25 protein-coding genes are annotated in these 26,446 nt (G+C 73.2%); 13 read left to right on the top strand and 12 right to left on the bottom strand.

Translation table 11 applies throughout. The annotated features are described in order from the left end of the window. From ACIBG4_RS33095 to ACIBG4_RS33080, 4 genes are read left to right on the top strand one after another with little or no spacing between them, the layout of a single operon-like run. A complete protein-coding gene (locus ACIBG4_RS33095) occupies positions 1-960 on the top strand; it encodes an ABC transporter permease (RefSeq protein ID WP_397205364.1) in 960 nt (319 codons plus the stop codon). Next, complete coding sequence (locus ACIBG4_RS33090) at positions 957-2,909, top strand: dipeptide/oligopeptide/nickel ABC transporter permease/ATP-binding protein (protein WP_310713311.1); 1,953 nt, start codon at positions 957-959, stop codon at positions 2,907-2,909. The genes ACIBG4_RS33095 and ACIBG4_RS33090 overlap by 4 nt, the downstream gene beginning before the upstream one ends. Then, positions 2,893-3,894, top strand: a complete 1,002-nt coding sequence (locus ACIBG4_RS33085) for an oligopeptide/dipeptide ABC transporter ATP-binding protein (RefSeq protein ID WP_397205362.1) — start codon at positions 2,893-2,895, stop codon at positions 3,892-3,894. Before ACIBG4_RS33090 ends, ACIBG4_RS33085 begins: the two co-directional genes overlap by 17 nt. Before the next feature lie 2 nt (positions 3,895-3,896). Continuing rightward, the gene (locus tag ACIBG4_RS33080; RefSeq protein ID WP_397205492.1) at positions 3,897-4,823 is read left to right on the top strand and encodes a dihydrodipicolinate synthase family protein; all 927 of its coding nucleotides are present in this window, start codon (positions 3,897-3,899) and stop codon (positions 4,821-4,823) included. A gap of 118 nt (positions 4,824-4,941) precedes the next feature. Here ACIBG4_RS33080 and ACIBG4_RS33075 read toward each other — a convergent pair whose 3' ends face one another. Together ACIBG4_RS33075 and ACIBG4_RS33070 are read right to left on the bottom strand one after the other, a co-directional pair. Then, positions 4,942-5,505: a hypothetical protein gene (locus tag ACIBG4_RS33075; RefSeq protein ID WP_397205360.1), complete on the bottom strand. Its 564-nt coding sequence runs from the start codon at positions 5,503-5,505 to the stop codon at positions 4,942-4,944. 136 nt (positions 5,506-5,641) lie between these two features. Further along, positions 5,642-6,541, bottom strand: coding sequence for a LysR family transcriptional regulator (locus tag ACIBG4_RS33070; RefSeq protein ID WP_397205358.1), 900 nt, complete (start codon positions 6,539-6,541; stop codon positions 5,642-5,644). Positions 6,542-6,620: 79 nt separating this feature from the next. On the opposite strand from ACIBG4_RS33070, the gene ACIBG4_RS33065 reads away from it, so the two are divergent. The 3 genes from ACIBG4_RS33065 to ACIBG4_RS33055 all read left to right on the top strand — a co-directional run bounded on the left by ACIBG4_RS33065 (position 6,621) and on the right by ACIBG4_RS33055 (position 9,504). After that, positions 6,621-7,874 carry an MFS transporter gene (locus ACIBG4_RS33065; RefSeq protein WP_397205356.1) on the top strand — a complete coding sequence of 418 codons (1,254 nt, stop codon included), beginning with the start codon at positions 6,621-6,623 and terminating at the stop codon, positions 7,872-7,874. Further along, on the top strand, positions 7,871-8,758 hold the full coding sequence (locus ACIBG4_RS33060; protein WP_397205354.1) for an NAD(P)H-binding protein: 888 nt from the start codon (positions 7,871-7,873) through the stop codon (positions 8,756-8,758). Before ACIBG4_RS33065 ends, ACIBG4_RS33060 begins: the two co-directional genes overlap by 4 nt. 152 nt (positions 8,759-8,910) lie before the next feature. Continuing rightward, the gene (locus ACIBG4_RS33055; protein ID WP_397205352.1) at positions 8,911-9,504 is read left to right on the top strand and encodes a YdeI family protein; all 594 of its coding nucleotides are present in this window, start codon (positions 8,911-8,913) and stop codon (positions 9,502-9,504) included. A 15-nt stretch (positions 9,505-9,519) separates the two neighbouring features. On the opposite strand, the gene ACIBG4_RS33050 is transcribed toward ACIBG4_RS33055, so the two are convergent. Further along, positions 9,520-9,807, bottom strand: coding sequence for a hypothetical protein (locus tag ACIBG4_RS33050; protein ID WP_397205350.1), 288 nt, complete (start codon positions 9,805-9,807; stop codon positions 9,520-9,522). A 544-nt stretch (positions 9,808-10,351) separates the two neighbouring features. Further along, a complete protein-coding gene (locus ACIBG4_RS33045) occupies positions 10,352-10,801 on the bottom strand; it encodes a MarR family transcriptional regulator (protein WP_355438372.1) in 450 nt (149 codons plus the stop codon). Between the two features lie 99 nt (positions 10,802-10,900). On the opposite strand from ACIBG4_RS33045, the gene ACIBG4_RS33040 reads away from it, so the two are divergent. Both ACIBG4_RS33040 and ACIBG4_RS33035 read left to right on the top strand, forming a co-directional pair. Continuing rightward, positions 10,901-12,334: an MFS transporter gene (locus tag ACIBG4_RS33040; protein WP_397205348.1), complete on the top strand. Its 1,434-nt coding sequence runs from the start codon at positions 10,901-10,903 to the stop codon at positions 12,332-12,334. Positions 12,335-12,406: 72 nt separating this feature from the next. Further along, positions 12,407-12,883, top strand: a complete 477-nt coding sequence (locus ACIBG4_RS33035) for a VOC family protein (RefSeq protein ID WP_397205346.1) — start codon at positions 12,407-12,409, stop codon at positions 12,881-12,883. Positions 12,884-12,933: 50 nt separating this feature from the next. Here ACIBG4_RS33035 and ACIBG4_RS33030 read toward each other — a convergent pair whose 3' ends face one another. Continuing rightward, a complete protein-coding gene (locus ACIBG4_RS33030) occupies positions 12,934-13,143 on the bottom strand; it encodes a S1 RNA-binding domain-containing protein (RefSeq protein WP_397205344.1) in 210 nt (69 codons plus the stop codon). A 218-nt stretch (positions 13,144-13,361) separates the two neighbouring features. Between ACIBG4_RS33030 and ACIBG4_RS33025 the strand changes: the two genes are divergently transcribed. Continuing rightward, on the top strand, positions 13,362-14,105 hold the full coding sequence (locus ACIBG4_RS33025; RefSeq protein WP_397205342.1) for an ABC transporter permease: 744 nt from the start codon (positions 13,362-13,364) through the stop codon (positions 14,103-14,105). A gap of 30 nt (positions 14,106-14,135) precedes the next feature. Here the strand turns inward: ACIBG4_RS33025 and ACIBG4_RS33020 are convergent, their stop codons facing one another. After that, positions 14,136-15,005, bottom strand: a complete 870-nt coding sequence (locus ACIBG4_RS33020; protein WP_397205340.1) for a LysR family transcriptional regulator — start codon at positions 15,003-15,005, stop codon at positions 14,136-14,138. A gap of 261 nt (positions 15,006-15,266) precedes the next feature. Between ACIBG4_RS33020 and ACIBG4_RS33015 the strand changes: the two genes are divergently transcribed. The 3 genes from ACIBG4_RS33015 (at position 15,267) to ACIBG4_RS33005 (ending at position 18,311) form a co-directional block, all read left to right on the top strand. Continuing rightward, positions 15,267-16,637 (top strand): MFS transporter, encoded by a 1,371-nt coding sequence (locus ACIBG4_RS33015; protein WP_397205338.1) that lies wholly within the window; start codon positions 15,267-15,269, stop codon positions 16,635-16,637. 100 nt (positions 16,638-16,737) lie between these two features. After that, positions 16,738-17,301: a DUF4232 domain-containing protein gene (locus tag ACIBG4_RS33010; protein ID WP_397205336.1), complete on the top strand. Its 564-nt coding sequence runs from the start codon at positions 16,738-16,740 to the stop codon at positions 17,299-17,301. 74 nt (positions 17,302-17,375) lie between these two features. Next, entirely contained in the window at positions 17,376-18,311 is a 936-nt protein-coding gene (locus ACIBG4_RS33005) for a slipin family protein (protein ID WP_397205334.1), read from the top strand. On the opposite strand, the gene ACIBG4_RS33000 is transcribed toward ACIBG4_RS33005, so the two are convergent. The 6 genes from ACIBG4_RS33000 to ACIBG4_RS32975 all read right to left on the bottom strand — a co-directional run bounded on the left by ACIBG4_RS33000 (position 18,301) and on the right by ACIBG4_RS32975 (position 26,444). After that, positions 18,301-19,260 carry a sugar kinase gene (locus ACIBG4_RS33000; protein ID WP_397205332.1) on the bottom strand — a complete coding sequence of 320 codons (960 nt, stop codon included), beginning with the start codon at positions 19,258-19,260 and terminating at the stop codon, positions 18,301-18,303. The two genes, ACIBG4_RS33005 and ACIBG4_RS33000, sit on opposite strands and share 11 nt — an antisense overlap. 96 nt (positions 19,261-19,356) lie before the next feature. Continuing rightward, entirely contained in the window at positions 19,357-20,460 is a 1,104-nt protein-coding gene (locus ACIBG4_RS32995) for a winged helix DNA-binding domain-containing protein (protein WP_397205330.1), read from the bottom strand. A 65-nt stretch (positions 20,461-20,525) separates the two neighbouring features. Further along, on the bottom strand, positions 20,526-23,309 hold the full coding sequence (locus tag ACIBG4_RS32990) for a sugar-binding protein (protein WP_397205328.1): 2,784 nt from the start codon (positions 23,307-23,309) through the stop codon (positions 20,526-20,528). A 17-nt stretch (positions 23,310-23,326) separates the two neighbouring features. After that, the gene (locus ACIBG4_RS32985; RefSeq protein WP_397205326.1) at positions 23,327-24,142 is read right to left on the bottom strand and encodes a carbohydrate ABC transporter permease; all 816 of its coding nucleotides are present in this window, start codon (positions 24,140-24,142) and stop codon (positions 23,327-23,329) included. Next, entirely contained in the window at positions 24,139-25,035 is an 897-nt protein-coding gene (locus ACIBG4_RS32980; RefSeq protein WP_310713343.1) for a sugar ABC transporter permease, read from the bottom strand. Before ACIBG4_RS32980 ends, ACIBG4_RS32985 begins: the two co-directional genes overlap by 4 nt. After that, positions 25,032-26,444 carry an ABC transporter substrate-binding protein gene (locus ACIBG4_RS32975; RefSeq protein WP_397205324.1) on the bottom strand — a complete coding sequence of 471 codons (1,413 nt, stop codon included), beginning with the start codon at positions 26,442-26,444 and terminating at the stop codon, positions 25,032-25,034. Before ACIBG4_RS32975 ends, ACIBG4_RS32980 begins: the two co-directional genes overlap by 4 nt. Positions 26,445-26,446: the final 2 nt, after the last annotated feature.

The raw sequence follows: 26,446 nt of genomic DNA, 5'->3' as shown, positions 1-26,446 counted from the left end.
ATGGTCCTCATCGCCCGCCTGCTCGTCCGGCGCGTCCTCATCCTGGTGCCGCTGGTGCTCGGGGTCGTCGCGTTCGTGTTCATCGTGATGCGCTTCTCCAACAGCAAGCCGGAGTACGCGTACTTCCAGGGCGCGAACCCGACCCCCGAGCAGATCCACCAGTTCCAGCTGGAGAACGGTCTGCTCGACCCGCTGCCGCTGCGCTACCTGCGCTTCGTCGCCGACCTGGTGCGCGGGGACATGGGCACCAGCGTGCTCACCCGCAAGCCGGTCATCGAGTCGGTGACGACGGCGCTGCCGCTGACGCTGCAGCTCACGTTCCTCGGCCTGGCCGTGGCCGTCGGGCTGGCGCTCGTCCTCGGCGTCACCGCCGCGCTGTTCCGCGACCGCTGGCCCGACCAGGTGATCCGCATCGTCTCGCTGGTCGGGGTCGCGGCGCCCGCGTTCTGGCTGGCGCTGCTGTTGATCCAGTGGCTGGCCGTCGGCGAGGGCCTGTTCCCGACGGGCGGCTACATCAACCCGGCCGACTCCTTCTCCGGCTGGCTGCGCTCCATGACGCTGCCCGCCCTGTCGCTGTCGCTGCCGGCCGCCGCCCAGCTCACCCGCGTCATCCGCACGTCCATGGTCGAGGAGCTGGACCGCGACTACGTCCGCACCGCCGTCGGCAGCGGCCTGCCGCCCGTCGTCGTGGTCGGCCGCAACGTGCTGCGCAACGCCCTCATCAACCCGCTGACCGTGCTCGGCCTGCGCATCGGCTACCTCATCGGCGGCACCGTCGTCATCGAGCAGATCTACGGCCTGCCCGGCATGGGCCAGCTCATGATCAACGCGGTGCGCGACGGCGACCCGGCCGTGGTGCAGGGCGTGGTGCTGACCATCGCCGTCGGCTTCATGGTCGTCAACCTCGCCGTCGACATCCTCTACCTGCTCGTCAACCCCCGCCTGAGGAGCGCCGCATGAGACGTGCCCTGGGGGAGCGCCTGTCCCGGCCCGGCATCGGCTTCCGCCGGCTGCGCCCGCTGTCGTGGGCCGCCCTCGCCGTCATCGCGCTCGTCGTGCTCGCCGCCCTGCTCGCGCCGTGGATCGCGCCTCACTCGCCGTACGTGCAGGAGGCCGCCGGCGGCGGCCCGTCCGCCGGGCACTGGATGGGGCTCGACAGCGCCAACCGCGACATCCTGTCCAGGCTCCTGTACGGCGCCCGCTGGTCCCTGCTCATCGGCCTCGGCGCGACCGGCCTCGCCCTGGTGGCCGGGGCGGTCGTCGGCGCGGTCGCGGCCACCTCCCGCAGGGGCGTGGACGAGACGCTCATGCGGGTGCTCGACGTCATCATGGCCTTCCCCGGCATCGCGCTGGCCGCGGTGCTGGTGGCCGTCTTCGGCGGCAGCATCCCGGTGCTGGTCATGGCCATCGCGTTCCTCTACATGCCGTCCGTGGCCCGGGTCGTGCGGGCCAACGTCCTCGCCCAGTACGGGGAGGACTACGTGGCGGCCGAGCGCGTCATCGGCGCCCGCACCCCGCACATCCTGCTCCGGCACGTGGCCGTCAACTGCGCGGCGCCGGTGCTCGTGTTCTGCACGGTGATGGTGGCCGACGCCATCGTGCTGGAGGCGTCGCTGTCGTTCATCGGCGCCGGCGTCCGCCCCCCGAACCCGTCCTGGGGCAGCGTCATCGCCGACGGCAAGAACCTCGTGCTGCTCGGCGGCTGGTGGGCGACAGTCTTCCCCGGCCTGTTCATCCTGCTCACCGTGCTCGCCCTGAACATCCTGTCCGAAGGTGTCTCCGACGCCTGGGCGGCGCCCGCGGCCAAGAAGGCCGTGCCCGTCAAGGACGACCCGGTGGAGCGCGCCGAGCCCGGCTCCGGGGAGCTCGTCGAGCTGCCCGGCCTGGCCGAGGCCGCCCGCAGACTCGCCGAGCGGGCCCGGCCCCTGCCCTCGGGGCCGCCGATCCTGTCGGTGGAGCGGCTGCGCATCGGCTTCACCGGGGGCGTCGACATCGTGGACGGGGTCGCCTTCGACGTACGGCCCGGCGAGGTGCTCGGCCTGGTCGGCGAGTCGGGGTGCGGCAAGTCGCTGACCGCGCTGACCATCATGGGCCTGCAACCCCGTGAGGCCCGCGTCAGCGGCCACGTCCGCTTCGACCAGCGGGAGCTGCTCGGCCTGCCGCGCAAGGCCCGCCGCCGGCTGCTCGGCCACGACATGGCGATGATCTACCAGGACGCGCTGTCGTCCCTGAACCCCGCCATGACCATCAAGGCCCAGCTCAAGCAGGTCACCCGCCGCGGCGGCCGCCGCTCGCCCGCCGAGCTGCTGGAGCTGGTCGGCCTCGACGCCGGCCGTACCCTGTCGGCGTACCCGCACGAGCTGTCCGGCGGGCAGCGGCAGCGGGTGCTCATCGCGATGGCGCTGTCACGCGAGCCCCGGCTGATCGTCGCCGACGAGCCCACCACCGCGCTCGACGTGACCGTGCAGGCCCAGGTGATCGAGCTGCTGCTGCGGCTGCGCGAGGAGCTGGGGTTCGCGCTGATCCTCGTCTCCCACGACCTCGCGCTCGTCGCCGACGTCACCGACCGGGTCGTCGTCATGTACGGCGGGCAGATCGTCGAGACCGGCGCCACGGCGGCGCTCGTCGGCGCGCCCGCCCACCACTACGCCCGCGGGCTGCTCGGCTCCGTGCTGTCCCTTGAGTCGGGGGCCGAGCGGCTCACCCAGATCCGCGGCGTCGTGCCGCCGCCCTCGGGGTTCCCCGCCGGATGCCGGTTCGCCGACCGGTGCCCGATGGCGACCGCCGTGTGCTGGACCGACGCGCCACCGCTGGAGGGCGACGCGCACCGGCACGCGTACGCCTGCCACCATCCGGCGACCACGCAGCCGGCCGGCCTGGAGACCGCGGGGAGTGAGCACCTTGCTTGAGCTCAAGGACGTCCACGTCGTCCACAAGGCGCGCACCGGCGGGCTGTTCTCCCGCGACCGCGTCCACGCCCTGACCGACGCGAGCCTGACCGTGGCCTCCGGTGAGACCGTCGGCGTGGTCGGGGAGTCCGGCTGCGGCAAGTCCACCCTGGCCAGGGTCCTCGTCGGGCTGCAACGGCCCACGTCCGGCACCGTGTCCCTGAACGGCCGCGACCTGTGGGCCATGAACGACGCCGAGCGCCGCGCCCTCGTCGGCACCGGCGTGGGCATGGTGTTCCAGGACCCGTCCACGGCGCTCAACCGGCGGCTCCCCGTCCGGCAGGTCCTGCGCGACCCGCTCGACGTGCACCGGCGCGGCACGCCCGCCGAGCGTGACGCCCGGGTCCGCGAGCTGCTCGGCCTCGTCGGGCTGCCCTCCTCCGTCGCCGACGCCCTGCCCGGCCAGCTCTCCGGCGGCCAGCGCCAGCGCGTCGCCGTCGCCCGCGCCCTCGCGCTGGAGCCCGCCCTGCTCGTCGCCGACGAGCCGACCAGCGCCCTCGACGTGTCCGTACGGGCGCAGATCCTCAACCTGCTGCTCGACCTCAAGGAACGACTCGGCCTGGCCATGGTGTTCGTCTCGCACGACATCCAGACGGTCAGGCGGATGAGCGACCGGGTGGTCAGCATGTACCTGGGGCGGATCGTGGAGCAGGCGCCGGCGCGGGCCGTACCCCTGCGGGCCCGGCACCCGTACACCCGGGCCCTGTTCTCCGCGACGCCCGGCCTGATCTCGCCCATCACCCCCATCCCGCTGACCGGCGCCGTGCCCTCGGCCACCCGGCCGCCGAGCGGCTGCCCGTTCCGTACCCGCTGCTGGCGCGCGGACGACACGTGCGCGGCGGCCTGGCCCGCCGCGACCGCCGACGGCGACGACCACCACTTCCACTGCCACCACCCGGTGGCGGCGGGAGCGACCGACCTCGACCTGATCCAGGAGCGCTCGTGACCATGCCTGACCCCGCCGGACCCGCGCCCGCGACGGGGGTGATCCCCCCGGTGTGCACCCCGATGACCCCCGAGCACGAGGTGGACGTCCGGTCGCTCACCCGGCTCGTCGACCACCTGATCGAGGGCGGCGTGGACGCGCTGTTCGTGCTCGGCTCGTCCTCCGAGGTGGCCTACCTCCCGGACGCCCACCGGCGCGTGGTGCTGGACACGGTGGTGGGGCACGTGGCCGGGCAGGTCCCGGTGCTCGCCGGAGTGATCGACATGACGACGCCCCGCGTCCTCGACCACGCGCGGGTGGCCGTCGAGGCGGGCGTGTCGGGCCTGGTCGCCACGGCGCCCTTCTACACGCGTACGCACCCGGAGGAGATCCGCACCCACTTCCGGCTCATCGCCGACCGGACCGGGCTGCCGCTGTACGCCTACGACCTGCCGGTTTCGGTCCACACCAAGCTCCCCGCCGCCCTGCTGCTGGAGCTGGCCGCCGAAGGGGTGCTGGCCGGGGTCAAGGACTCCAGCGGCGACGACGGCGGCCTGCGGGAGGTCATCCTGGGCCGCACACCGGGGTTCAGCGTGCTCACGGGGTCGGAGGTGACGGTCGACTCGGCCCTGTGGATGGGCGCCGACGGCGTCGTGCCCGGGCTCGGCAACGTCGACCCGCACGGCTACGTCCGGCTGACCGCCTGCGCGGGCCGGGGCGAGTGGGAGGCGGCCCGGCAGGAGCAGGAGCGCCTGGTGCGGCTCTTCGACATCGTCCGGGTGGGCGGCGGCCGCATGGGCGGCAGCTCGGCGGGACTCGGGGCCTTCAAGGCGGCGCTGTACCTGCGCGGCATCATCGCCTGCCCGGTCACGGCCCCGCCCCAGATCCCCCTGAACGACGACGAGATCGGCCGCATCGGCAAACACCTGGCCACGGCGGGCCTGCTGTAACGCCTGGCCGCCCACGGGTCGGGACAACGACGGGGTCCGGGCTGTGACGGTGGGGGAGCCGAGCTCCCCCACCGTCAGCCGGGCTGCCGTCCTGCCAGGATCGCCATCGCTCCCGTGATCAGCCGATGTACGAGATCCAGCCGTACTCGTACTGGGTCCAGCCGTTCTCGTCCCCGCTGTGCCTGCGGCCGGTCATCACCTGGTTGGCGCCGCCCATCGAGGCGTGGTTGTTCTCCCTGACCCAGCCTTCCAGCTGCCTGGGGGTGATCTGCACCGCCTGGCCGCCCAGGAACAGCGCGCCGCTGTAGTAGATGGTGTCGCCGTTCTCGTCCCCGTCGTGCCGGATCCCGGTGATGGCCTGGTTCGCCGGAGTGTGGTAGTCGTGGCTGTTCTCGTCCGTCTTGGTGCCCCAGATGTCCACCTTGAGCACCGTGACCTGGACGTTGTCGATGTAGATGCGGCCGCAGCGGAACGTGGTGTCGCCGTTCTCGTCGCCGCGGTGCTCGCGGCCGATCAGCACTTCGTTCGTCGGGCAGCTGAACTTGCTGTTCGACTGTCTCAGGGTCGAGACCTGTCCGGGACGGATCTCGATCGTGGCAGCCGCGGCGGGGCCGGCGGGGACCAGGGTGAGGGCGGCGACAGCCGTTGCCGCCAGCGCGGCCGGCAGAGACTTCATGAGCATGTCCATGTCCTTCGGCGAGAGCCTGCAGTGAGCGAAATCCATGGTCGCCGTCATGACGGCGACCGTCGTCCGCCTGCGGGGTGAGCACGGGTCCGCCTGTACGGTGATCCATCCGCTCTCGCCCGGCATCGTCGCGTCAGGAGTCCGGCGATCCTGAGGCCTCCGCTGCCGGGACGCCGAGCCCGGACAGGAACGCCGCCGCCGCGGGCGAGGGAGGGAAACGGCTCCAGATGAGGTGCTCCATGCGGGCGGGGGCGTCGCGAAGCCGGAGGACGGGCAGGTCGGGGAGTTGGGACACGAAGGCGGCGGGCAGCATTCCGATGCCCAGGCCCTGCCGGATCAGGCGCGCGATGAAGTCCACGGACGTCACCTCGAACGCGACCTCGCGCCGGACCCCGGCTGCGACGAACGCCTCGTCCGACTGGGCCCGCGCGGCGGTGCCCGGGGGGAAGTCGACGAACGGCTCGTCCGACAACTGGCGCAGGTCCACGCGTTCCCTGTCGGCCAGCGGGTGGCCGGGCGCCACCACGGCGACGAGGTCGCCGCGCCCCAGCTCGCGACCGCGGACGCCCTCGGGTCGTACGCCCACCGGCAGTCCGAGGAACGCGGCGTCCAGGGTGCCCTGCCGCACCCGTTCGGTCAGCTCCTCGCTCGCGCCCGAGCGGAGGCTGATCCGCACCTGCCGGTGCCGCAGGTGGAAGTGCTGCAGCGCGGTCGGGAGGTCGACCGCCGCGACGGTGGGAATGGCGCCGACGGCGAGCCGGCCGCGGATCTCGCCGGCGGCGGCCGCCACCTCGGCGCGGGCTCGTTCGGCGGCGTCGAGGGCCTGGCGGGCCGCGGGGAGGAACGCCTCGCCCGCGGGGGTCAACTGGACGCGACGGCTGGTGCGCTCGAACAGCTTGGCGCCGAGCTCGCGTTCCAGGCGGGCGATCTGGTGACTCAGCGCGGACTGGACGACCAGGCACTGCTCGGCGGCGCGGGTGAAGTTGCTCGTCTCCGCGACAGCGACGACATAGCGCATTTGCTGGAGCTCCATGGATCAATCGTGATGCGCGATCGCTTCGATGACAAGCATGTGTTGGACTCATTGATCCCCTGTCATCCAGGCTGGGGGCATGACAGCGATGAGACCTCACGGGGACGGCGGCGGCCTGTCACCCGGACTGCTCCTGCTCATGTCCGTGGCGACGGGGCTGGCGGTCGCGGGGAACTACTTCGCGCAGCCGCTGCTTGACGTGATCGGCCGGGAGCTGGCGATCGGGCCGTCGCGGGCGGCGCTGTTGGTGACGGCCGCGCAGGGCGGGTACGCGCTGGGGCTGATCCTGCTGGTGCCGCTCGGCGACCTGATGGAGCGGCGACGGCTGGCGGTGTCGCTCTACGCGGTGACCGCGGTGTTCCTGCTGGTCTCGGCCACCGCCCCCAACGGCACGGTGCTCCTGGTCAGCACGGCCCTGACCGCGCTGACCTCGGTCGGGGCGCAGGTGGTGGTGCCGTTCGCGGCGACGCTCGCGGACCCGGCCGAGCGTGGCCGGGTGGTGGGCACGGTGATGACCGGGCTGATGCTCGGCCTGTTGCTGGCGCGCACCGCGTCCGGAGCATTGTCGGAGCTGGGCGGGTGGCGGACGGTCTACTGGGTGAACGCGGCGCTGATGGTGCTGATGGCCGTGCTGCTGCGCACCTTCCTGCCCCGGCTCGGGGGAGACGGCGGAAACCGGTCCTACCTGGGCCTGCTGCGCTCGACGGTCGCGATGTTCCGGTACGAGCCGTTGCTGCGCTGGCGGGCGGGTATCGCCGCGTTGAGCCTCGCCTCGTTCAGCGTGCTGTGGACGGCGCTGACGTTCCTGCTGGTGGGCTCGCCGTACGGCTGGTCGGAGTCGGCTGTCGGCCTCTTCGGGCTGGTCGGCGCCGTGGGTGCGCTGACCGCCCTGGTGGCGGGGCGGCTGGCCGACCGCGGGCTCGTACAGATCGTGACCGGCGCCGGCACGGTCCTGCTGGTGGCGTCCTGGGCGGCGATCTCGGCGGGCGGGCGCTCGCTGATCTGGCTGCTCGCCGGCGTGATCGTGCTGGACCTGGCGCATCAGGCGGTGCTCAACAGCAGCCAGAACGTCCTCTACGCGCTCCGGCCCGAGGCCCGCAACCGGATCAACTCCGCCTTCATGACGTCCCTGTTCGTCGGCGGCGCGGTGGGCTCCGCGCTGGCTTCGGTCGTCTGGTCGACCGGCGGCTGGACCGGCGTGTGCGTCCTGGGCGCCCTCCTGTCGGCCGGAACCGTCGTGCTCTGGTGCCTGGAGCGCGTCACCACAAACCGGGCGGCAGGCAGGCCCTCGAAGACCTCAGTCCGTATCCCCACCACCACCACAGGAGAATGACCGTGTCGCGCACCGTACTGATCACCGGAGCCACCGGGACCGTGTCCACCGCCTTGCTGACCGCGCTGGAAGGGGCCGATGTGGACCTCCGCGCTCTCGTCCGCGAAGAGTCCAGAGCGGACGGCCCGCGCCGGCAGGGCGCCGAGGTGTTCGTCGGCGACCTCGACGACGCCCGGTCGCTGCCGCCCGCCTTCGAGGGCGTGCACGACGTGTGGCTGCTCACCCCGAACGGCCCGCGCGCTCCGGAGAACAACATGAACGTCATGTGGGCCGCACGCCAGGCCGGTGTGGAGCGCGTCGTGCGCCTGTCCGTCGTCGGCGCGGCGCACGACGCGCCGAACCGCAGCGGCAGACTGCACGCGCTGTCCGACCAGGAGACCGAACGATGCGGCATGCGCTGGACGGTCCTGCGCCCGCACTGGTTCATGCAGAACCTGCTGAACGAGGCGGGCGACATCGCCGCCACCGGCACGTTCGCGCTGAACATGGCCTCGGCGCGGATCGGCATGATCGACGTACGCGACATCGCCGAGTGCGCCGCCCGCGTGCTCCTCGACGACCCGGACCGTCATCACGGGGAGACGTACACCCTGACCGGCCCGCGTTCGCTGACGTTCGACGAGGTCGCCGGCCGGCTGAGTCACGTCCTCGGCAGGTCCGTCACGTACCTGCCGGTCAGCGACGACGCCAAGCGCAAGACGCTGCTCGGCCACGGCGTCCCGGCCTGGATCGTCGACATGCTGGAGGAGTACGCGCAGGCGTACGTCTCCGGCTGGGGCGACTTCACCACCGGCACGGTCGCCGGCCTGCTCGGCCGCCCCCCGCGCGACATCGCCGACTTCGTCCGCGACCACGCCGCGGCGTTCGCCGACGTCGCTCGATGACGCGATCGATCAGGTTCCCGGGAGAGCGGTCGTCACGAAGGTACGACGTTCTCCCCTTCCCTTGAGGAACGTGACGTTCCTCGATGCCTCGTAGCGTTCCCTGTGCGCGGCAGGACGCCGGCGTCACCCGAGCCGAGGAAGGGAACATCCAGATGCCCCGAGGACCCGTCGCCACCGGCACGGACACGAGTGTCATGGCGTTCGGCAGCGCCGGCGAGTGGGAGGCGTGGCTGGCCGAGCAGCACGGATCGGCGGCCGACGTCTGGCTGAGGATCGCGAAGAAGGGGTCGGGCACGGTGTCCGTGACCCGCGGCGAGGCCCTCGACGTCGCCCTCTGCTACGGCTGGATCGACAGCCACACCCGGTCGTGCGACGAGGCGTCCTACCTGCAGCGATTCTCGCCGCGCCGGCCCAGGAGCGTGTGGTCGAAGGTGAACGTCGCCAAGGTGGAGCAGCTCCTCGCCGAGGGCCGCATGCGTCCGGCGGGCCTGGCGGCGGTGCTGGCGGCCCAGGCGGACGGGCGGTGGGACGCGGCGTACGAGTCGCCGAGGAACGTCACCGTCCCCGAAGATCTGACCGTGGCGCTGGAGGGCGACGAGCGGGCCAGGGCCTTCTTCGACACCCTCGGCAAGACGGACCGGTACACGGTCATCCTGCGGCTCATGACCGCGAGGACGCCGCGGACGCGGTCGGCCCGCCTGCGCAGGATGGTCGCCACGCTCGCGGCGGGCGAGAAGGTGCGCTGACCACACGACCGCCGGCTACGGCGTGGTCTCCGGTCGCCGCCACAGGAGCGCTGCGCCCGTGCGGGCCGCCCGGTGGTAGGGCGGCAGGTCGTCGCCGCTCCAGTACACCTCGACCTGTGGCGAGTCCATCCCCATCTGGACCAGCTCCCGCTGGGCGTCCACGGTCAGGTCCCAGGCCGGGACGCCCGGGTCAGCCTCGGCCAGGTAGGCCCGCCGCCCGCGCTCCGGCGACCCTCCTGACACGGTCCGCCAGGCCCGCCGGACCGCGACGACGCCGGCATGCTCGGTGAGGGCGTCTACCACGAGGGCGTCCATGAGGTCGGCAGGGCCGTCGTCCGGCTCCTCGGTCAGGTCCGGAGCGGCCGGGGTGAAGACGTGACCCGGGCACCAGCGGGCCCATGAGCTCCTGCGAGCTCGCGGTCACGGAGGCGGTGGCCCGCTCGATCTGCGTCATGATCTCGTGGGAGAGCTCCGAGGGGGACAGCTTGCGGTAGACCCGGGGGTTCAGCTCGATGGCCCGCACCTCTCCGCGCGGTCCCACCTGACGTGACCATCCCGTCGCCCGACCGCGCGGTGGCCTTCAGCTCGGCCAGCCTGCCGTAGGCGTCCCGGACGCGACGCAGCTGCCGCTCGTACTCCGCGGTCAGCTCGTCGAGCATCAGCTGGAAGGGCTCCGCCAGGGGTGATCCGCCTCTCACGTCGGCACAAAGGTGAGGGCAACGTAATGAGCTCAGGTGACCTGCGTGTGACCACCGGGCCACAAATGATCAAGGGCTGGGTGACCATGGAGATCATCCGCGTTTGAGGAGCCGGAGCCGGCGGCGATCGTCACGGGCCGCACGGTGGCCTACTGCTGGGTCGCGTACCGGGTGAGCAGGTGTGTGACGACGGCGGCGAACCCTTGCCTGTCGGCGTCCGGCAGCACCTCGCCCAGAGTGGTGAGCTTCCGGGTGATCTGCTCGTGCGACTCGACGGCGAGCCGTGTGCCCTCCGGTGTCAGCTCGATCCGGCAGGCGCGGCGGTCCTCCAGGTCGCGGACCCGGGTGACCAGCCCGCGCCGCTCCACGCGGTCCACGAGTCCGGTGAGGCTGGACTTCTCCAGATGGAGGAGCCTGCTGAGCTCGGTCATGCCGACCGGGCCGCCGATCAGCAGGCACAACAGTTGCGCCTGCTGCGGGGTGATGTCGTGCTCGCGGCTCACATCGGCGAAGACGTACTGCACCACATGCGACATGCGCACCAACGCCGCGGCGAAGTCCAGGTGTACGTCGGCCTCTGTGCCCGTCGTGCTGGTCATGGCACCTCCTCCGCTCAGTCTAATTGACGATAGTTCGCGGTCCCAACTACTGTAGTTCGTACAGCCAACTATACGTACTACGAACTAGAAGGGGTCTTCATGACCGCGTCCCCCACGACGGACCCCGCCGCGAACGTCACCGGAGTCATGGTCACGCTCGTCACGGCGGTCTTCGGCTATTCGCTGATGCAGACAGTGGTGGTCCCCACCCTGGGGCTCCTGACCCGGGAGCTGGAAACCACCCGGACCTGGTCCGCCTGGATCCTCAGCGCGTTCCTGCTCTCCAGCGCCGTGCTGACGCCGCTGCTCGGCCGCCTGGGCGACCTGTACGGCAAGCGGCAGGTGATGATCGGCGTGCTGGTCGCGTACGCGGCCGGTATGGCCGGGGCGGCCATGGCGCAGAACATCGGCCAGCTCATCGCCGCCCGCGTCGTCCAGGGCGCGGCGCTGGCGGTGGTGCCGCTGTCCATGGCGATCCTGCGGGAGGCTCTGCCCCGGGAGCGGCTGCCGTTCGCGATGGGACTGGTGTCCGGCGTCGTCGGCGCCGGCGCGGGCTTCGGCCTGGTGGTCGGCGGGCTGATGGCCGACCACCTGTCCTGGCGGTATCTGTTCGTCCTCGGCGCGCTGCTGGCGGTGGTGAGCCTGCTGATGGTGACGCGGTGGGTGCCCGCCAGCAGGCACACCGCCTCGGGCGGCCTCGATCTGCCCGGGGCGGCGCTCCTCGCCGCGGGCCTCGTCGCGGTGCTGCTCGCCCTCACCCAGGGGCCCTCATGGGGCTGGACGTCGGGGTGGGTGCTCGGCCTGTTCGCCCTCGGCGTGCTGCTGCTCGGCGGGCTCATGGTGGTGGAGCGGGCCAGGAAGGACGCGCTCATCGACGTCGGCGAGCTGACCGACCCGCCCATGCTGGTGACGCACGCCGCCGCCCTGCTGTTCGGAGCGGGATCCTACTTCTTCTACCTGACCATGCCGCTGTTCGCCCAGCAGCAGCCGGGGGCGGACGGCGCCGGGTTCGGGACGTCCGTCACCGTCGCCGGACTGCTGCTGCTCCCGGGAATGCTGGCCATCATCCCTGCCGGCATGGCCGTCGGCCGGATCACCTCGGTCCTCGGTCCGCGCTGGCCGCTGGCGGGCGGATTCCTGCTGTTCACCACGGGGGCCGTACTGATCGCCATGGCGCACACCGCTCGGTGGGAGCACCTGGTGTTCTACGGGATCGTCGGGGCCGGATCGGGGCTTGTCATGGGCGCGCTGCCCAAGCTGATCGCCGACATCGTGCCGTTGACCCGGACCGGCACCGCCAACGGCATCAACAACATCTCCCGCACCGTCGGCAGCGTCATCGGCAGCCAGCTCGCCGCCGCGGTGATCGTCTCCAGCACCTCCGGACGCGCCGTGGGCGTGCCCGACTCCGCCTTCACCACCCTGTTCTGGCTCAGCGCGGCCGTCGCCGTCATCGGCGCCGCGATCTCTCCCTTCGCCGTGCGGCGTAAGGCTCCCGCGGCCGCGGTCTCCGCCACGCCGCAGGACGCATGACGGGAACGGCTCAGGCGTCGCGGCGGTTGTTCCTGCACAAAGCATCGAGCACGTGAAGGGCAGGAGCCTCCCATGACCACAGCCGAGGACAAGCCGTCCCCCGTCCGCCAGCTCCGCCTCGTCGTCGAGGCCGAGGACTACGAGGCGGCGCTCGCGTTCTACCGGGACGTGCTGGGCCTGCCCGAGCAGGCGGCGTTCTCCAACGACGGGGACGCCCGGGTCGCGATCCTCGACGCCGGCCGCGCCACCCTGGAGATCGCGAACACGGCCCAGAAGGAGTTCATCGACGAGGTCGAGGTCGGCCGCCAGGTGGCGCCCAGGATCCGGATCGCGTTCGAGGTCGACGACGCCCAGGCCACCACGGACCGGCTGGTGGAGGCCGGCGCCGAGCAGGTCGCGCCGCCCACCCTCACCCCGTGGCAGTCCCTGAACGCGCGGCTCGACGCCCCCGCCGGGCTGCACATCACGGTGTTCCAGGAGACGCTGAGCCTTGAGGAGCGCCGCTCGCTCGACGGCTTCGGCACCGAGGCGCCCTTGCCGACGGACTGACCTCAGGCGGCTGATCCGGGGGAGTGCCCTTCCCCCGGATCAGCGCTCACTCACACTCCGGCCAGGCTGAACCGCTGCCTCTCGGAATCGATCGCGAGGATCTTGACCGAGACGCGGCTGCCGACGGGCCAGGACTGCTGGGGCGCGAGACCGGTGAAGCCGTCGTACTCGACGAACGAACCGAACGGCACCTGACTGGTCACCACGCCCTCGACGACGTCACCGACCTGGTGACGGGCGAGAAAATCCTGCCAGCTCATACATGTCACCTCCATTCCGTCACGAGTGGCTGTCCGCACTGCTCGTGACGGGGGCGGGCCTCTGGCCCGCGCGGTGATCAAACGCCGGCCGGGGGCCCATTCTGTGCGCGGCGCATGGCCGACCCGGCAGTCATGAGGACGATGGTAGCCCGGGAAAGGCCGGTCCGGAAGGGCCCCGCCTCCCGGCGGGAGCGGCCGGCGACGTCAGACTGCTTGTCGTGCGCTCCTCATCGCTGATCACCGTCACCCCGCTCCTGCCGGTCGCGCTGGTCGTCCTCGTCGTGCTGGCGACCCTGGTGGCGTGGCTCGGCCGGCTCGGTCACGGACGCGCCGTCGTCACCGCCTGCCTGCGCGCGGCCGCGCAGCTCGGCGCGGTGTCGGCGGTGATCGCCTGGGTGGTCACCCTCTCCGCCGCGGTGGCGGGCTTCATCCTGCTCATGTACGGGGTCGCCGCCTTCACCGCGGGCCGGCGCATCACCCCCGGCCGGGCCGGGTGGTGGGCGGGGGTGCCCATCGCGGCGGGCACCGTACCGGTGCTGGGCGTCCTGGCCGCGGGCCGGGTGATCACCACGGCCGGGATCGTGATCATTCCGGTCGCCGGGATCCTGCTCGGCGGCTGCCTGACCGCCACCACGCTGGCCGGGCGGCGTGCCATGGACGAGCTGGTCCAGCGCAGGGGAGAGGTGGAGGCGGCCCTGTCGCTCGGGTTCGGCCCGAGGGAGGCGGCGCTGGAGATCTGCCGCCCGGCGGCCGCCCAGGCGCTGGTGCCCGCCCTGGATCAGACGCGAACCGTGGGGCTGGTCACGCTTCCGGGCGCGTTCGTGGGCATGCTGCTGGGCGGGGCGAGCCCCGTACAGGCCGGGATCGTGCAGCTCGTGGTGCTGGTGGCGCTGCTGGCCGCCGAGGCGGTGGCGACCGTGGTGACCATCGAGGTGGTCGCGCGCGGCGGGTTCGGCAGCTGAGAGCGCCGTCCGGGAACCCGCGGACAGGCGTCAGCCCGGGGTGCCGGCCGCGTAGAGGACGTCGCGGAGTCCGGGGAGGTGCTCGCGGTCGGCGTGCCAGACGAGCCGGAGCTCCAGATCCGGCGCCGGGAACGGCAGCCGGGCGAGCGTGCCGGCCGCGAGCGCGGCGGACACCGCGAAGTCCGGCAGCAGCGCGACGCCCAGGCCCTGCTCGGCCCAGGCGCGCATCACCTGCACCCCGCCCACCGGGAGCCGTTCCGGCCCGGGGCCGATGAGCCGGTCGGCGGCCATGAGGAACGAGCACCCCGGCGCGTTCACCAGCAGCCGCTCGCCGGACAGGTCGTCCGGGGACAGCTGGGACCGTTCGAGCAGCGGATGGCCGGGAGCGGCGACCAGGACGAGGGGGACGGAGTCGACGTCGAGGAAGGTCAGCGGCGCCGGTGGCGGGGCGAACCCGAGATCGCCCAGCGCGTCGCCCGTGTCGAGGACCAGCGCCGCCTCCAGCCGCCCGGACGTCACGTCGGCGAGCAGGTCGTCGCGGCTCACACTGGGCCGCACCTCGACCCGCAGCCCCGGACGGCGCTCGGCCAGTCTGCCCAGCACCCGCGGCACGCACGCGGCGACGATCGTCTCCAGCGCGCCGAGCCGGACGTCCTCCGGCTGCCGCGCCACCTCCCGGCGCGCCTGCTCGGCCTGGTCGAGCAGGCGCCGCGCCCAGCCCTGCAGCCGCCGCCCGGCCCCGGTCAGGAGCATCCCCTTCGGCGTCCGGTCGAACAGCGTCACGCCGAGGGACTTCTCCAGGACGCGGATCTGCTCGGAGACGCTGGAGGGGGCCATGCCGAGGGCGTTGGCGGCGTCGGTCACCGTCCGGTGCCGTACGACGGCCTCGAAGGTCCGCAACTGACGCAACTCCACGCCCGTCCCAACCGCCCGCACCGGCCCCGGCATTCCGGAGTAGACGGCATGTACGTGGCGCTCGCCGAGCTGCTGGGGGTGCCGCTGCTCACCGATGACGCCAAGTTCGCCGGTTCGGCGGGTCACCGCGCCGAGATCCACCGCTTCCCGCTGCCTCCGGTGTAGCGAGGGCGTTCGGGGATTCCGAACGCGGGCTGCGGTCCTGCCGGTGGAGGGGAGCGGGGGCCGGGCCGGACAGTGGGGCGCATGACTTCTCCCTCCATCGTCGCGGCCCCGCCGGGTCGCGGGCGCGCGGCGGCGCTGCTCGGTGTGTCGCTCGGCTACTTCATGGTGCTCCTGGACATGACCGTGCTCTCGGTCGCCGAGCCGGACCTGGCCGTCTCGCTGCGCACCTCCATCGCCGGTCTGCAGTGGGCGACCACCGGCTACACCGTGGTCTTCGGCGCGCTGCTGCTGTCGGCCGGGGCGGTCGCCGACCGTTACGGGGCCGAACGGGTGTTGCGCGCCGGTGTGGCCGTGTTCGCGCTGGGCTCCCTGCTGTCGGCGTTCGCCCCGGGGCTGGGCGTGCTGGTCGGGCTGCGGGCGGTGCTGGGGGCGGCGGGAGCCGCCTGCGTGCCCGCCTCGATGGCCGTCATCGCGCGGCTCTACCCCGCGCCCGCCGAGCGGACCCGCGCCGTGGCGGCGTGGGCGGCGATCAGCGGCGCGGCCGTGGCCGCCGGCCCCGTCGCGGGCGGTGCGCTGGTGGACCTGGCCGGATGGCGGGCGATCTTCCTGGTGAACGTGCCGATCGGCCTGCTGGTGCTCGCGCTGACCGCGGGGCGGGGCCTGGCGTGCCCGCGCGGCGAGCGGCGGATCGACTGGACGGCCCAGCTCGCCGCCTGCGCGGTGCTCGCGCTGCTGACCGACGCGCTCATCGCCGCGGGCTCGCGGTCCTGGGCGCACGCGGCCGTCTCCGCCGTCGCCACGGCGCTGGCCGCCCGCGCGTTCGTGGTCCTGGAACGGCGCAGCGACGCCCCCGTCCTCAACCGGCCGCTCCTGAGCAGCGGCGGCGTACGGGCCGGGCTGGCCGCCGGGGCGGCGGTGAGCTTCACCCTGAACGGCAGCCTCTTCGTCCTGCCGCTGCTGCTCCAGCAGGGCCGTCACCTCAGCGCGGTGGCCAGCGGCCTGGCGTTCCTGCCGCTCACCCTGCCGTTCGCGGTCAACCCGCCGCTGACCGGCCGGATCGTCGCCCGTGTCGGCCCGCGCCCGCCGATCCTGGTGGGGCTGGCGCTGCTCGCCGCGGGCGGCGGCGGGCTGGCCTGGGCGGTCGCGGCCGAGGCGGGGTACGGGTGGCTGGCCGTGGGGCTGCTGCTCACCGGCACGGGGGTGTCGCTCGTGCTGCCCGCCCTGGCGGCCGCCGTCATCGCCGCGGCGCCCGAGGGCACGGCCGGGGCCGCCGGAGGGCTGCTCAACGCCGTGCGCCAGACGGGCGCCACGCTCGGGGTCGCCCTCATGGGCGCCTTCGCCGGTCTGGGAACGGTGACCGGCTCCGCACTCTCGCTCGTGCTGGCGGCCGTGCTGTGCGGGGTGGCCGCGGTCTGGTTCACCCGTGGCTCAGGGGCTGCCCGACGAGCTTGACCAGCCGCCGGGGCGCGGGCGCGGGACGATGCCCGTTAGCTGCACTTACGTGGCTGATTGGCGGAGTTGGGTGGGCTCTGGATGGGCATAAGTGGTGTTGATGAGAAAGCTGGGGATTGCCGGGATTATCGGCGGGCTGCTGCTGACGGCGGGCACCGCCTGCACCCAGGCACGCCCCGCGTCCTCCGCCGCGGCATCGTCCGCCCCCGTGTCGTCCGCCCCCGTGTCGTCCGCCCCCGTGTCGTCCACCCCCGCGTCGCCCATCACCGGGCGCCCGGCCGGCGCGGACGTCTGCTCCGCCGGCGGCCTCCGGGTGCGGCTCGGCCGGGTGGACCCCGGGGCGGGCAACCGGTACGCCCCCCTGACCTTCACCAACGTGTCCGGCGCGGCCTGCGTCCTGTCCGGCCATCCGGGCATCGCCCTGCTCGACGCGGACGGCGGCCTCCTGCCGGTGAGCGTGCGGAACCTGGAGGGGCCCGGCGAGGTGGCGACCCTGGAGCCGGGCGCGAGCGTGAGCTCCGTCCTGCACTGGACGGTCGTGGAGCCGGGATGCGTCAGCCCGGCCCGGCTGCGCGCGACGCCCCCGGGCGGAGGGCCCGGCGTGACCGTCCGCCTCCCGGGCGGCCCGGTGTGCGGCGGCGTCGACGTGACGCCGGTGGGCTGACTTCCGGCGACGTCGGCCGCACCCTCCCATGACGGTTCTTCCGGGCCTAGGCTCGACATGGAAGGGATGCCGTCATGGACATCAACATCATTCTCATCGTGATCGCCTTCTTCGTCATCGTGGTGGCACTCAGCAGCGTGCGGGTCGTCAACCAGATCGAACGGGGCATCGTCTTCCGCTTCGGCCGGGCACAGAAGGAGGTCCGGGAGCCCGGGCTGAGAATGCTCATCCCGTTCGCGGAACGGATGAAGAAGGTCAACGTCCAGATCGTCACGATGCCCGTCCCCACGCAGGAGGGCATCACCCGCGACAACGTCTCCGTCCGCGTCGACGCGGTCGCCTACTTCAGGGTCCAGGACCCGCTGCGGGCCACCATCGAGGTCCAGAACTACCTGTACGCGGTGGAGCAGGTGGCCCAGACGTCGCTGCGCTCGATCATCGGCAAGAGCGAACTGGACGACCTGCTCACCAACCGCGAGGAGCTGAACAGGGGCCTCGCCCTGATGATCGACAGCCCGGCGCTGGGGTGGGGCATCCACATCGATCGGGTCGAGATCAAGGATGTCCAGCTTCCGGAGACCATGAAGCGCTCCATGTCGCGTCAGGCGGAGGCCGAGCGCGAGCGGCGCTCCCGGGTGATCGTGGCGGACGGGGAGCTGCGGGCCTCCCAGAAGCTCGCCGACGCCTCCGAGATCATGTCGAAGACGCCCGGCGCGCTGCAGCTGCGCCTGCTGCAGACCGTGGTGGAGGTCGCCGCCGAGAAGAACTCCACCCTGATCATGCCGCTGCCGGTGGAGCTGCTGCGCTTCTTCGACCGCGCCACGCAGGCCACCGGACAGGTGGCCGAGCAGCCTCGGGAAGAGCGGGCCGGGCCGGGCGAGATCGAAGGAGACAGTCAGCCGCCGCTGGAGCAGCCGAGGCTGGAGCAAGCGCCGCTGGAGGACACGCCGGCGCTGACCGAGGCCGCCGTGCCGGAGCCCGCGAAGGAGCGCGGGGCGGCTACCTGCTGACGCCGTCGTCCGTGCCGCGCTGGAGGAGGTGCAGGTCGGAGGGGCGGGGCAGGCTCTCCCAGTCGCCCTGCGAGGTGACCGCGAACGCGCCCGCCGCGCAGGCCGTGCGCAGCCGCTCCTCGGGGCCGTGGCCCGACAGCCAGCCGGCCAGCCAGCCCGCCGCGAACGCGTCACCCGCGCCGACCGGGTCCACCTCCGTCACCCGGTACGGCTCGGCGTGCCGCACCACGCCATCGGACAGCTCCAGGGCGCCCTCCGCGCCCGCCTTGACCAGCACGTGCCGGGGGCCGAGGTCGGCGAGGGCGCGGGCCAGCTCGACCGGCTGCTCGACGTCGGCGATCAGCCGGCCCTCGGGCCCGGTGGCGAACAGCACGTCCACGTCCGCGACCGTCTCCCGCAGCCACGCCCCGGCCTCCGCGGGCGACCAGAGCGCCGCCCGGTAGTTGACGTCGAGCGACACCAGCGCGCCCGCCGAGCGCGCCAGCGCCATCGCGTGCCGGACGGCCTCACGGGCGGAGCCGGACAGCGCGGGCGTGATCGCGGACACGTGCAGGACACGGGCGCCGCCGACGAGGTCCGGGTCGAGGTCGCCGGGCGACAGGCGGGAGCCGGCGCTCGCGGAGCGGTAGTAGCGCACGTCCACGAGCTCGGCGGTGCGCCTGCCCTTGATCATCAGTCCGGTGGGCGCGCCCGGGTCGGTGATGGCGCGGGCGTCCACGCCCTCGCCCAGCAGCGTGGACCGGATCAGGTCGCCGAACTCGTCGGCGCCGACCCGGCCCACCCAGGCCGCGCGATGGCCCAGCCGGGAGACGCCGATCGCGACGTTGGACTCCGCGCCGCCCACCCCGAGATCGAAGTCACGGGCGAAGCGGAGCGGGCCGGTACGGCGGGCGGCGAACAGCGCCATGGTCTCGCCGAAGGTCACCAGATCGGTCGCGGGGGAGGTCATCGGAGGTGGTTCCGCTCGTGCACGCTCGCCAACATACGGCCCGTGGGGGGCGTAGATCCACTGTTCGCGGCCCTCCTTTGTACATCGCACGGCATGTCAGGACTTGGAGGGGCCGTCGGCCACCGCTGTCCGGTGCTCGTCGCCGGGGGCCAGGAACTCCAGCAGCCGCCGCGCCTCCGCCTCGGCCTCGTCGAAGGAGGCGCTCGGCTCCCACCGGTGGAGGGTGAGCGTGGAGACGCCCCTGGCGCGGGTGACGGTCCAGTCCCCGGCCGTGAAGCCGTCCACCAGGACGAGGCGCGGCATCACGTTCGTCCCCATGAACCCGCCGAGCGCGCGGAGCCCCGACTCCGTGATCACGCGGGAGCGGTCGGCGTGCGACAGGAACAGGTTGTCGAAGTCGTACATCAGCCGGGCGGGCGCCGGGACGTCCTCGTCCGGCCGGGGCGCGTCCGGCAGGTCGTAGTACGTGCGGCCGTCCTCGCCGCGGAACCGCAGGAGGTCCATCCCCTCCACCGCCTCCGCCAGCCGGGTCAGGCCCGACCAGGTCTGCGCGTCCTTCACCGTCGCCGGCCCGAAGGCCGCCAGGTAGCGCGTGACCAGCTCGGCCGCCGTCATGGGTGGCACGTCCAGGCCGTCCAGCCACGTGTCGGCCGGGACGTGCGCGACCGGGCCGCTCCTGCCCCACAGCCCGCGTGGCGGCACCTGCGCCAGCGGCACCAGCCACCGCACTCCCTGCCCGAGCGCGTGCGGGTCGCTGCCCGGCCACCGCTCGGCGAGGGCCCGCCCCAGCTCGGCGAACGTCATGGGCCGCTCCGCCAGCAGCGTTCGGCCGGTCTCGGCCAGCTCGTCCAGGTCCACGCCCGCCAGGCGCCGGCCGAACGTCGTACGCGTCATCCGCTCCGTGACCACCTGCACCAGCGGCCGCATCGCCAGGCAGTCGCGCGCGCTCACCAGGTGGATCGTCGAGCGCTGCAACGCCATGCGGACCAGCGCGCGGGACTCCAGCAGGCCGGAGGCCGAGGCGGGGTCGAAGCCCTCGATCCGGTTCCACAGGCCGGTGTACCAGGTGTGGGGGGTCTGCGCCTGGAGGCCGCCGAGGTGCTCGACGACGTCCACCACCGGCAGGCCGGTACGGCGCAGCAGCAGTTGCCGCGCGAGGGTGGCCCGGTTGAGGGCCCGGCGGCTGAGCAGGGGATCCATGCCGGCAACGCTAGAGGGAATCGCGGAAGACGTCCTTCCGCGATTCCCTCGTTACCGCGAGGTTGTCAGCGCACGGTCACCCGCGAGGCCGCGGTGCCTCCGCCCGGGGCCAGCCAGCCGGCCACGACGGCCGGATCGGCGCCGAGCGCCCGCGTCAGCGGCACGCTCACGGTCGTGACGCCCTTCCCGCCGACCTTGACGACCCGGCTGCCCGCCGTGCCCTGGGCGTCGCGGACGAACAGGTGCGCCTCACCGGCGCCACCTGCCCGCAGCGTCACCCTCACCGAGCCCTGGCCCCCGGTGGCGCCAGGGGTGGCGGCGCTCACCCGGCCGCTCTCGGACGCCTTCGCCGCCGGGCCGCCCGCGAGCGGCAGCCCGAGCCGGACCGCCTGCTCCAGCGACTGCGGCGAGTCCAGGCTCGACAGGCCGGTGGCCGGGATCACCGGGTCGGGCGGCGTGGTGGGCCGGCCCGCCGGCGGCTGGTAGCCGGGCAGTGTCGCGACGCCCCACCGGTACGGGTCGCCCTGGACGCCGCCCCACGTCGACCAGCCGATGCGCGTCTGGCCGGTCTTGTCCTGGGTGTCGGAGTCGTACACGAGGATGTTCAGCCCGAGGTGGGCGGGGTCCACCGCGCCTGGCAGCTGCTCCATCGGGACGGCCAGCTCCACGGCGTACGCGCCGGACGACACCTTGGACGCGATCCGCACGCCCGTGGCCGGCCCCTGGTGGTTGTCGGCGTCGCGCAGCGCGCACGGCGGCCCCTCGGCCGTCACCGGCAGCACCGCCGCCTTGAACGTCGTGGAGGTGTTCTCGGAGGTGCCGCGCGGGTCGATCGTCACCTCGACCGCGTCGGTGCGCCAGTGCCGCTTGCAGTCGGAGGCGGCCAGCCGGGTGCCGAGCACGTCGTCCTTGACCTGCACGAGCAGGTAGAGGGTGTCGTCGTGCCAGGTGACCTTGGCCGTGCCGGAGCAGTCGGCCGCCGACGAGCACGCGGTCCCCTCCCACAGGCGGGAGATGTCCAGGGCCGCGCCGGTGTACTCGCCGTCGCCCTCCGCGCCGTCCACGGCGGGCGCCGAGGCGGCCCGCGGGATGGCCGTCGCGGGGACGAGCTCCAGGGCCGGCTTGGTCACGCTGGAGCCGTCGGAGCTGGTCGTGGTGATCGTGTAGGCGTAGTCGCCGCCGTCGTTGGACGTCTTCAGCGAGGCGTCCGTGTTGGTGACGGTGAACGTGACCGTCGCCGACGCCCCGGCGGCCAGCCCGCTGTAGGGCGCCTCCGCCCGGTCGGCGGTGAAGCCCGCCGGCAGGTCCAGGCGCACGGTGCCGGACTGCGCCGCGTCGCTGACGTTGGTGACGACGACGCCGACCTGGCGCGAGCCGCCGGACGGGAGCGTGAGAACCGGGGTGACCAGGCCGCGGAGCTGCGGCACGCCGACCTCGGCGGCCCACTTCTCGTACTGGCCGACCTGCGGCAGGAGCTGCTGGACGCCGCGCACGGCCGGGCTCACCTCGACCTGCCGGTCGGTGTGGCCGGTGCCCCGCTCGGTCGTGAGCGTCGCGGCGAGCCGCGCCCGGTCACCGGGAGCCGCGCCCTTCGGCGGGGTCACTGTGAACGTCGCCGTGCCGGTGCGTCCCGGCGTGAGCCGGCCCAGGTCGCCGGAGCCGTCGGCCTTCCAGCCGTCGGGCACGCGCAGCGCCACGGTGGAGCGGCCCAGCGGCTCGCGCGGCGGCGCCGTCGCGGTGACCTTGACGGTGAACGCCGCGCCGGGGCGGACGTCGAACGTGCCGGGACGCAGGTCGAGCAGCGTGCCGAGCGGCACGGCGCCGCTCGCCCGCACCAGCGCGCCGTCGAGGATCGCGGTGGGCGCCGCGGCGGCGGCCGTGCCCGGCTCGGGGAACGGCACCCGCGCGTCCGCCTGGGTGAAGAAGTCGCAGCCGAGCTGGGCCGGGTCGGCGGGCACGTCGGGGAAGACGGCCCAGCCCTGCGAGGCGTACGCGCGCTGGGAGTCGCGCTCGATCGCGGCCCACGTCCGGCCGCCGTGGCTCGCTGAGGGGCGTCCGCTCCACACGCCGTAGACGTTCTGCGCCGGGTTGGCGGGGCGGAAGGTGGCGGCGCAGTCGGGGCCGGTGCGTGACGTGCCGCGCCCGCCGCCGAGGAGCACCTTGGCGGGCGCGAACGGCCGCAGCCCCTCGCGGGTGATCTGCTCCGGGTACGCCTTGGGGTCGGCCGCCGCGTGGAACGCCTGCACGGCCAGGCGCGCGGCCTGCTGGTGGTTGCCGTGGTTGCCGGGGGAGGGGGCCGGGTCCATGGTCAGCAGGACCTCGGGACGGGTCTGCCGGACGATCCGGACGACCTTCTCCAGCGTGTCGTCGCCCCAGATCTGGGCGGTGAGCGGGGCGCTGACCGTGTAGTAGAAGTCGACGTCGTCGAGGTTGAACACGTCGCGGACCCCGGCCCCGCCGACGGCCGTGCGCTCCTCGGCCTCGCGGATGAGTCCGAGCGCCGGGCCCTCCTCGGGGCCGACGGCGTTGCCGCCGCCCTCGCCCCGGGTGACGGTGACGACGCCGGTGCGCACGTGGTGGTCCTCGTTCCACTGGCCGAGCGTCGAGAGGCTGAACGCCTCGTCGTCGGGGTGGGCGCCGACGAACAGCACGTCGAGATCCGCCGCCGGCCCCGAGCCGGTCGCGGCCGGGTCGGCTGACGCGGCCGGGTCGGCTGACGCGGCCGGGTCCGCTGACGCGGCCGGGTCCGCTGACGCGGGCGGGGCGGGGGCGAGCGCGAGGACGAGCGACGCCGCGGCGGTGAGGACCGCCCATCGGCGAGGTGAGGGGGGTGGCGAGGGTCTGCGCAAAGGGACCTCCGGGTGGGTTACTCGCGGACCGCCCCCTGGAGCAGCCCGCGAACGAAGTGACGCTGCAGGAACAGGTAGAACACCACGACCGGGGTGGCCACGATGACCGATCCGGCCGCGAGGAGGGTGAAGCCCGAGGTGTACTGGCCCTGGAAGAAGGCGAGGCCCAGCGGGGCCGTCCGCAGCGACTCGCTGGTCACCATGATCAACGGGATGAGGAACTCGTTCCACGTCCACATGAAGACCAGCACGATCAAGGTGACGATGGCGGGCCGGGCCGGCGGCACCAGCACCTGCCACAGCGTGCGCCACGTCGAGGCGCCGTCGATGCGGGCGGCCTCGGCGATCGCCCTGCTGCTCGCCCGGAAGTAGGCCCTCATCCAGAACGTGCCGAACGCCACCGACAGCGCCACCTGCGGCAGCGCCACCGACCAGAACGTGTCGATGAGGCCGAGCGAGCGCAGGTCGAAGTAGAGCGGCACCGCGATGGCCTCGCTCGGCATCATGATCCCGAGCATGAACAGGTAGAACAGCACGGTGTGGCCGCGGAAGCGCATGGTGCCGAACGCGTACCCGCTCATGATCGACAGCACCACGCTGACCACCACGACGAACGACGACACGGCGAGGCTGCTGCGCAGGTACGTGCCGAACCGGCCGGCCTCCCACGCCGCCGCGAAGTTGCCCAGGTGCGGCCCGAACCCCTGTCCCGCCGGGCCCGCGTCGTCCGGGCCGAGCGCGGCGCCGAGGATCGTCACGACGGGGAACAGCGCGAACGCGGCGAACGCCCACAGGATGACGTAGTTCGCCACCCGCTCGGTACGCGAGATCACGAGGTCCCCCTGTCGGCCAGCCGGTTGACCGCGAACGAGATCGCGAAGATGACCACGGTCAGCGTCACGCCGATCGCCGCGGCCGAGCCGACCTGGCCGAGCCCGAAGGCCCGGTGGTAGACCTCGAACGACGGCACCGACGTCGAGTCGCCGGGCCCGCCGCGCGTGGTGACGTACACCAGGTCGAAGGTCCGCAGCGCGGCGATCACCGTCAGCGTCAGCGCGACGGCGATCTCCCCGCGCACCGACGGCAGCGTGACCGCGAAGAACTCCCTGACCGCGCCGGCCCCGTCGAGCCGCGCCGCCTCGTACAGCTCCATCGGCACGCGGCTCATCCCGGCCAGCAGCAGCACGGTCACCAGCCCCGTCTCGAACCACGTGCCCACCACGCCGACGGCCGGCAGCGCGAACGTGTGGTCGCCCAGCCAGCCCCGCGTGAGCCCGTCCAGGCCGAGCGCGCCGAGCACCGCGTTCAGCGTGCCGTCCGGCGCGTACACCCGCCGCCAGGCGACGGCCACCACGACCATGGCCACCACCTGCGGCAGGAACACCACGGTCCGGAAGAACCCGAGCCCGCGCACCTTGGCGTGGTTGAGGATCGCGGCCAGCGTCAGCCCGATGGCCAGCGGGATCACCGCGTAGAACACGATCAGCACCAGCGCGTGACCGAACCCGGCCCGCAGCCGCTCGTCCGAGAGGATCGCGGTGTAGTTGTCCAGGCCCGCCCACCGGCCCAGGGTGAGACCGTCCCAGTCGTACAGGGAGATCTGCACCGCGCGGCCGATGGGGTAGAGCAGGAACGCCGCGTAGACGGCGAACGCCGGCAGCAGGTACAGGTAGGCGATGCGCCTGGGCTCTCCCGGAGGCCGGCCCATGCTCACCCGCCTGCTCACCCGTTGCTCTCCGCGAAGGTCTTGTAGTCCTTCTCCAGCGTGTCGAGGAACTCCTTCGGCGTGACCTTCTTGGCGAGCAGGTCCTGCAGCGCCGCGCCGAGGGTGTCGGCGAAGGTGGGGGTGGCGTAGTCGAGGTACGGCACGAGCCCGTTCTCCTTGGTGGCGGTGCCGAACGCGGTGAAGACGTCCTGCTGGGGCCCGGCCTTGACGGTCTGCTGCCCGGTGTCGGCGACCGGCAGGTTGCCGGTGGAGGTGAGCACCTTCATGGCGTCGGCGCTGGTGATGAAGTCGACGTAGGCCGCGGCGGCGTCCGGATGGGGGCTCTTGGCGGTGATCGCGAACGGCAGGCCGGTGCCGCCGGTCGCGACGGGTGGCGCGTCCGGCGTGGCGCCGGGCGGCAGCATGAACCCGAGGTCCTTGCCGAGGGCCTTCTCCAGGTCGGCCAGCAGCCAGGTGCCGGCGACGAGGAAGACGCCCTGGCCCTTGCCGAACGCCTGCCAGGCCGGGTCGTAGCCCTGGCCGTTGAAGCCCTTCTCGAAGTAGCCCTGGTCGACCCAGCCGACCAGCTCCTCGGCGGCCTTGACGTTCTCCGGCGTGGTCCACGAGGCGCCCTTGCGGCCGAAGGCCAGCGTGGCGATCTGGTCGGCCGGGACGTGGCGGCCCTGCACGGTGCCGAACACGTGGATGGCGGGCCACTTGTCGAGGTTTCCGAGCTGCATCGGCAGCTCGCCGGCGGTCTTGGCCTTGGCCAGCGCCGTCTGGAGGTCGGCCCACGTCTTCGGCGGCTCCAGGCCGAGCTTGGTCAGCTTGGCGCGGTTGTAGAAGACGCCGACGACCTCGCCGACCTGGGGCAGGCCATACAGGTTGCCCTCGCCGAACACCTTGCCGTCGGCGCTGTAGCGGGAGTAGCGCAGCACCGACTCCGGGTAGCGGCTCTTCCAGCCGTACGCGTCGGCGTAGGAGTCCAGCGGCAGGAGCTGGCCGGCCTTGACGAACTGGCCCATCGAGGAGCGGCCGTTGTTGGCCTCCACCACATCGGGCGGCTCGTTGCCGCTCAGCGCCAGGCGCAGCGTGGTGTTGAGGTCGTCGAACGAGCGGGACACCCGCTTGAGCTTGATGTTGGGGTACTTGGCCTCGAACGCGGCGTTGAGCTGCTTCATCTGGGCGGCCTGCCCGCCGCGCACCTCCTGGTCCCAGACGGTGAGCGTCACATCGCCCAGGGACCCGGCGTCGGTGCGCACGGCCGAGGGAGCCGGCTGGTCGGGGGTCGGCGCGGGCGGGGCCGAGGAGCCGGGCGCGCACGCGGTGGCGGCGAGGGCCAGGACACCGGCCGCGAACGCGGCGAGCGCGCCCCGCCTCCGCGGAGCGCGGTGGCCTCGCGTCCGGCCCTCACGCGTCGGGGTGATCATGG

Source organism: Nonomuraea sp. NPDC050383 (genome assembly GCF_044459125.1).
Classification (GTDB): domain Bacteria; phylum Actinomycetota; class Actinomycetes; order Streptosporangiales; family Streptosporangiaceae; genus Nonomuraea.
The sequence above is the reverse complement of the archived record's forward strand: the minus strand, read 5'-3'. Positions and strand labels throughout refer to the sequence as shown.

Coding starts and splice junctions, on each gene's coding strand:
- ACIBG4_RS33095 (WP_397205364.1), top strand. CDS start 1: ATGGTCCTCATCGCCCGCCTGCTCGTCCGGCGCGTCCTCATCCTGGTG.
- ACIBG4_RS33090 (WP_310713311.1), top strand. CDS start 957: ATGAGACGTGCCCTGGGGGAGCGCCTGTCCCGGCCCGGCATCGGCTTC.
- ACIBG4_RS33080 (WP_397205492.1), top strand. CDS start 3,897: ATGCCTGACCCCGCCGGACCCGCGCCCGCGACGGGGGTGATCCCCCCG.
- ACIBG4_RS33075 (WP_397205360.1), bottom strand. CDS start 5,505: ATGCTCATGAAGTCTCTGCCGGCCGCGCTGGCGGCAACGGCTGTCGCC.
- ACIBG4_RS33070 (WP_397205358.1), bottom strand. CDS start 6,541: ATGGAGCTCCAGCAAATGCGCTATGTCGTCGCTGTCGCGGAGACGAGC.
- ACIBG4_RS33065 (WP_397205356.1), top strand. CDS start 6,621: ATGACAGCGATGAGACCTCACGGGGACGGCGGCGGCCTGTCACCCGGA.
- ACIBG4_RS33060 (WP_397205354.1), top strand. CDS start 7,871: ATGACCGTGTCGCGCACCGTACTGATCACCGGAGCCACCGGGACCGTG.
- ACIBG4_RS33055 (WP_397205352.1), top strand. CDS start 8,911: ATGCCCCGAGGACCCGTCGCCACCGGCACGGACACGAGTGTCATGGCG.
- ACIBG4_RS33045 (WP_355438372.1), bottom strand. CDS start 10,801: ATGACCAGCACGACGGGCACAGAGGCCGACGTACACCTGGACTTCGCC.
- ACIBG4_RS33040 (WP_397205348.1), top strand. CDS start 10,901: ATGACCGCGTCCCCCACGACGGACCCCGCCGCGAACGTCACCGGAGTC.
- ACIBG4_RS33035 (WP_397205346.1), top strand. CDS start 12,407: ATGACCACAGCCGAGGACAAGCCGTCCCCCGTCCGCCAGCTCCGCCTC.
- ACIBG4_RS33030 (WP_397205344.1), bottom strand. CDS start 13,143: ATGAGCTGGCAGGATTTTCTCGCCCGTCACCAGGTCGGTGACGTCGTC.
- ACIBG4_RS33015 (WP_397205338.1), top strand. CDS start 15,267: ATGACTTCTCCCTCCATCGTCGCGGCCCCGCCGGGTCGCGGGCGCGCG.
- ACIBG4_RS33010 (WP_397205336.1), top strand. CDS start 16,738: ATGAGAAAGCTGGGGATTGCCGGGATTATCGGCGGGCTGCTGCTGACG.
- ACIBG4_RS33005 (WP_397205334.1), top strand. CDS start 17,376: ATGGACATCAACATCATTCTCATCGTGATCGCCTTCTTCGTCATCGTG.
- ACIBG4_RS33000 (WP_397205332.1), bottom strand. CDS start 19,260: ATGACCTCCCCCGCGACCGATCTGGTGACCTTCGGCGAGACCATGGCG.
- ACIBG4_RS32995 (WP_397205330.1), bottom strand. CDS start 20,460: ATGGATCCCCTGCTCAGCCGCCGGGCCCTCAACCGGGCCACCCTCGCG.
- ACIBG4_RS32975 (WP_397205324.1), bottom strand. CDS start 26,444: ATGATCACCCCGACGCGTGAGGGCCGGACGCGAGGCCACCGCGCTCCG.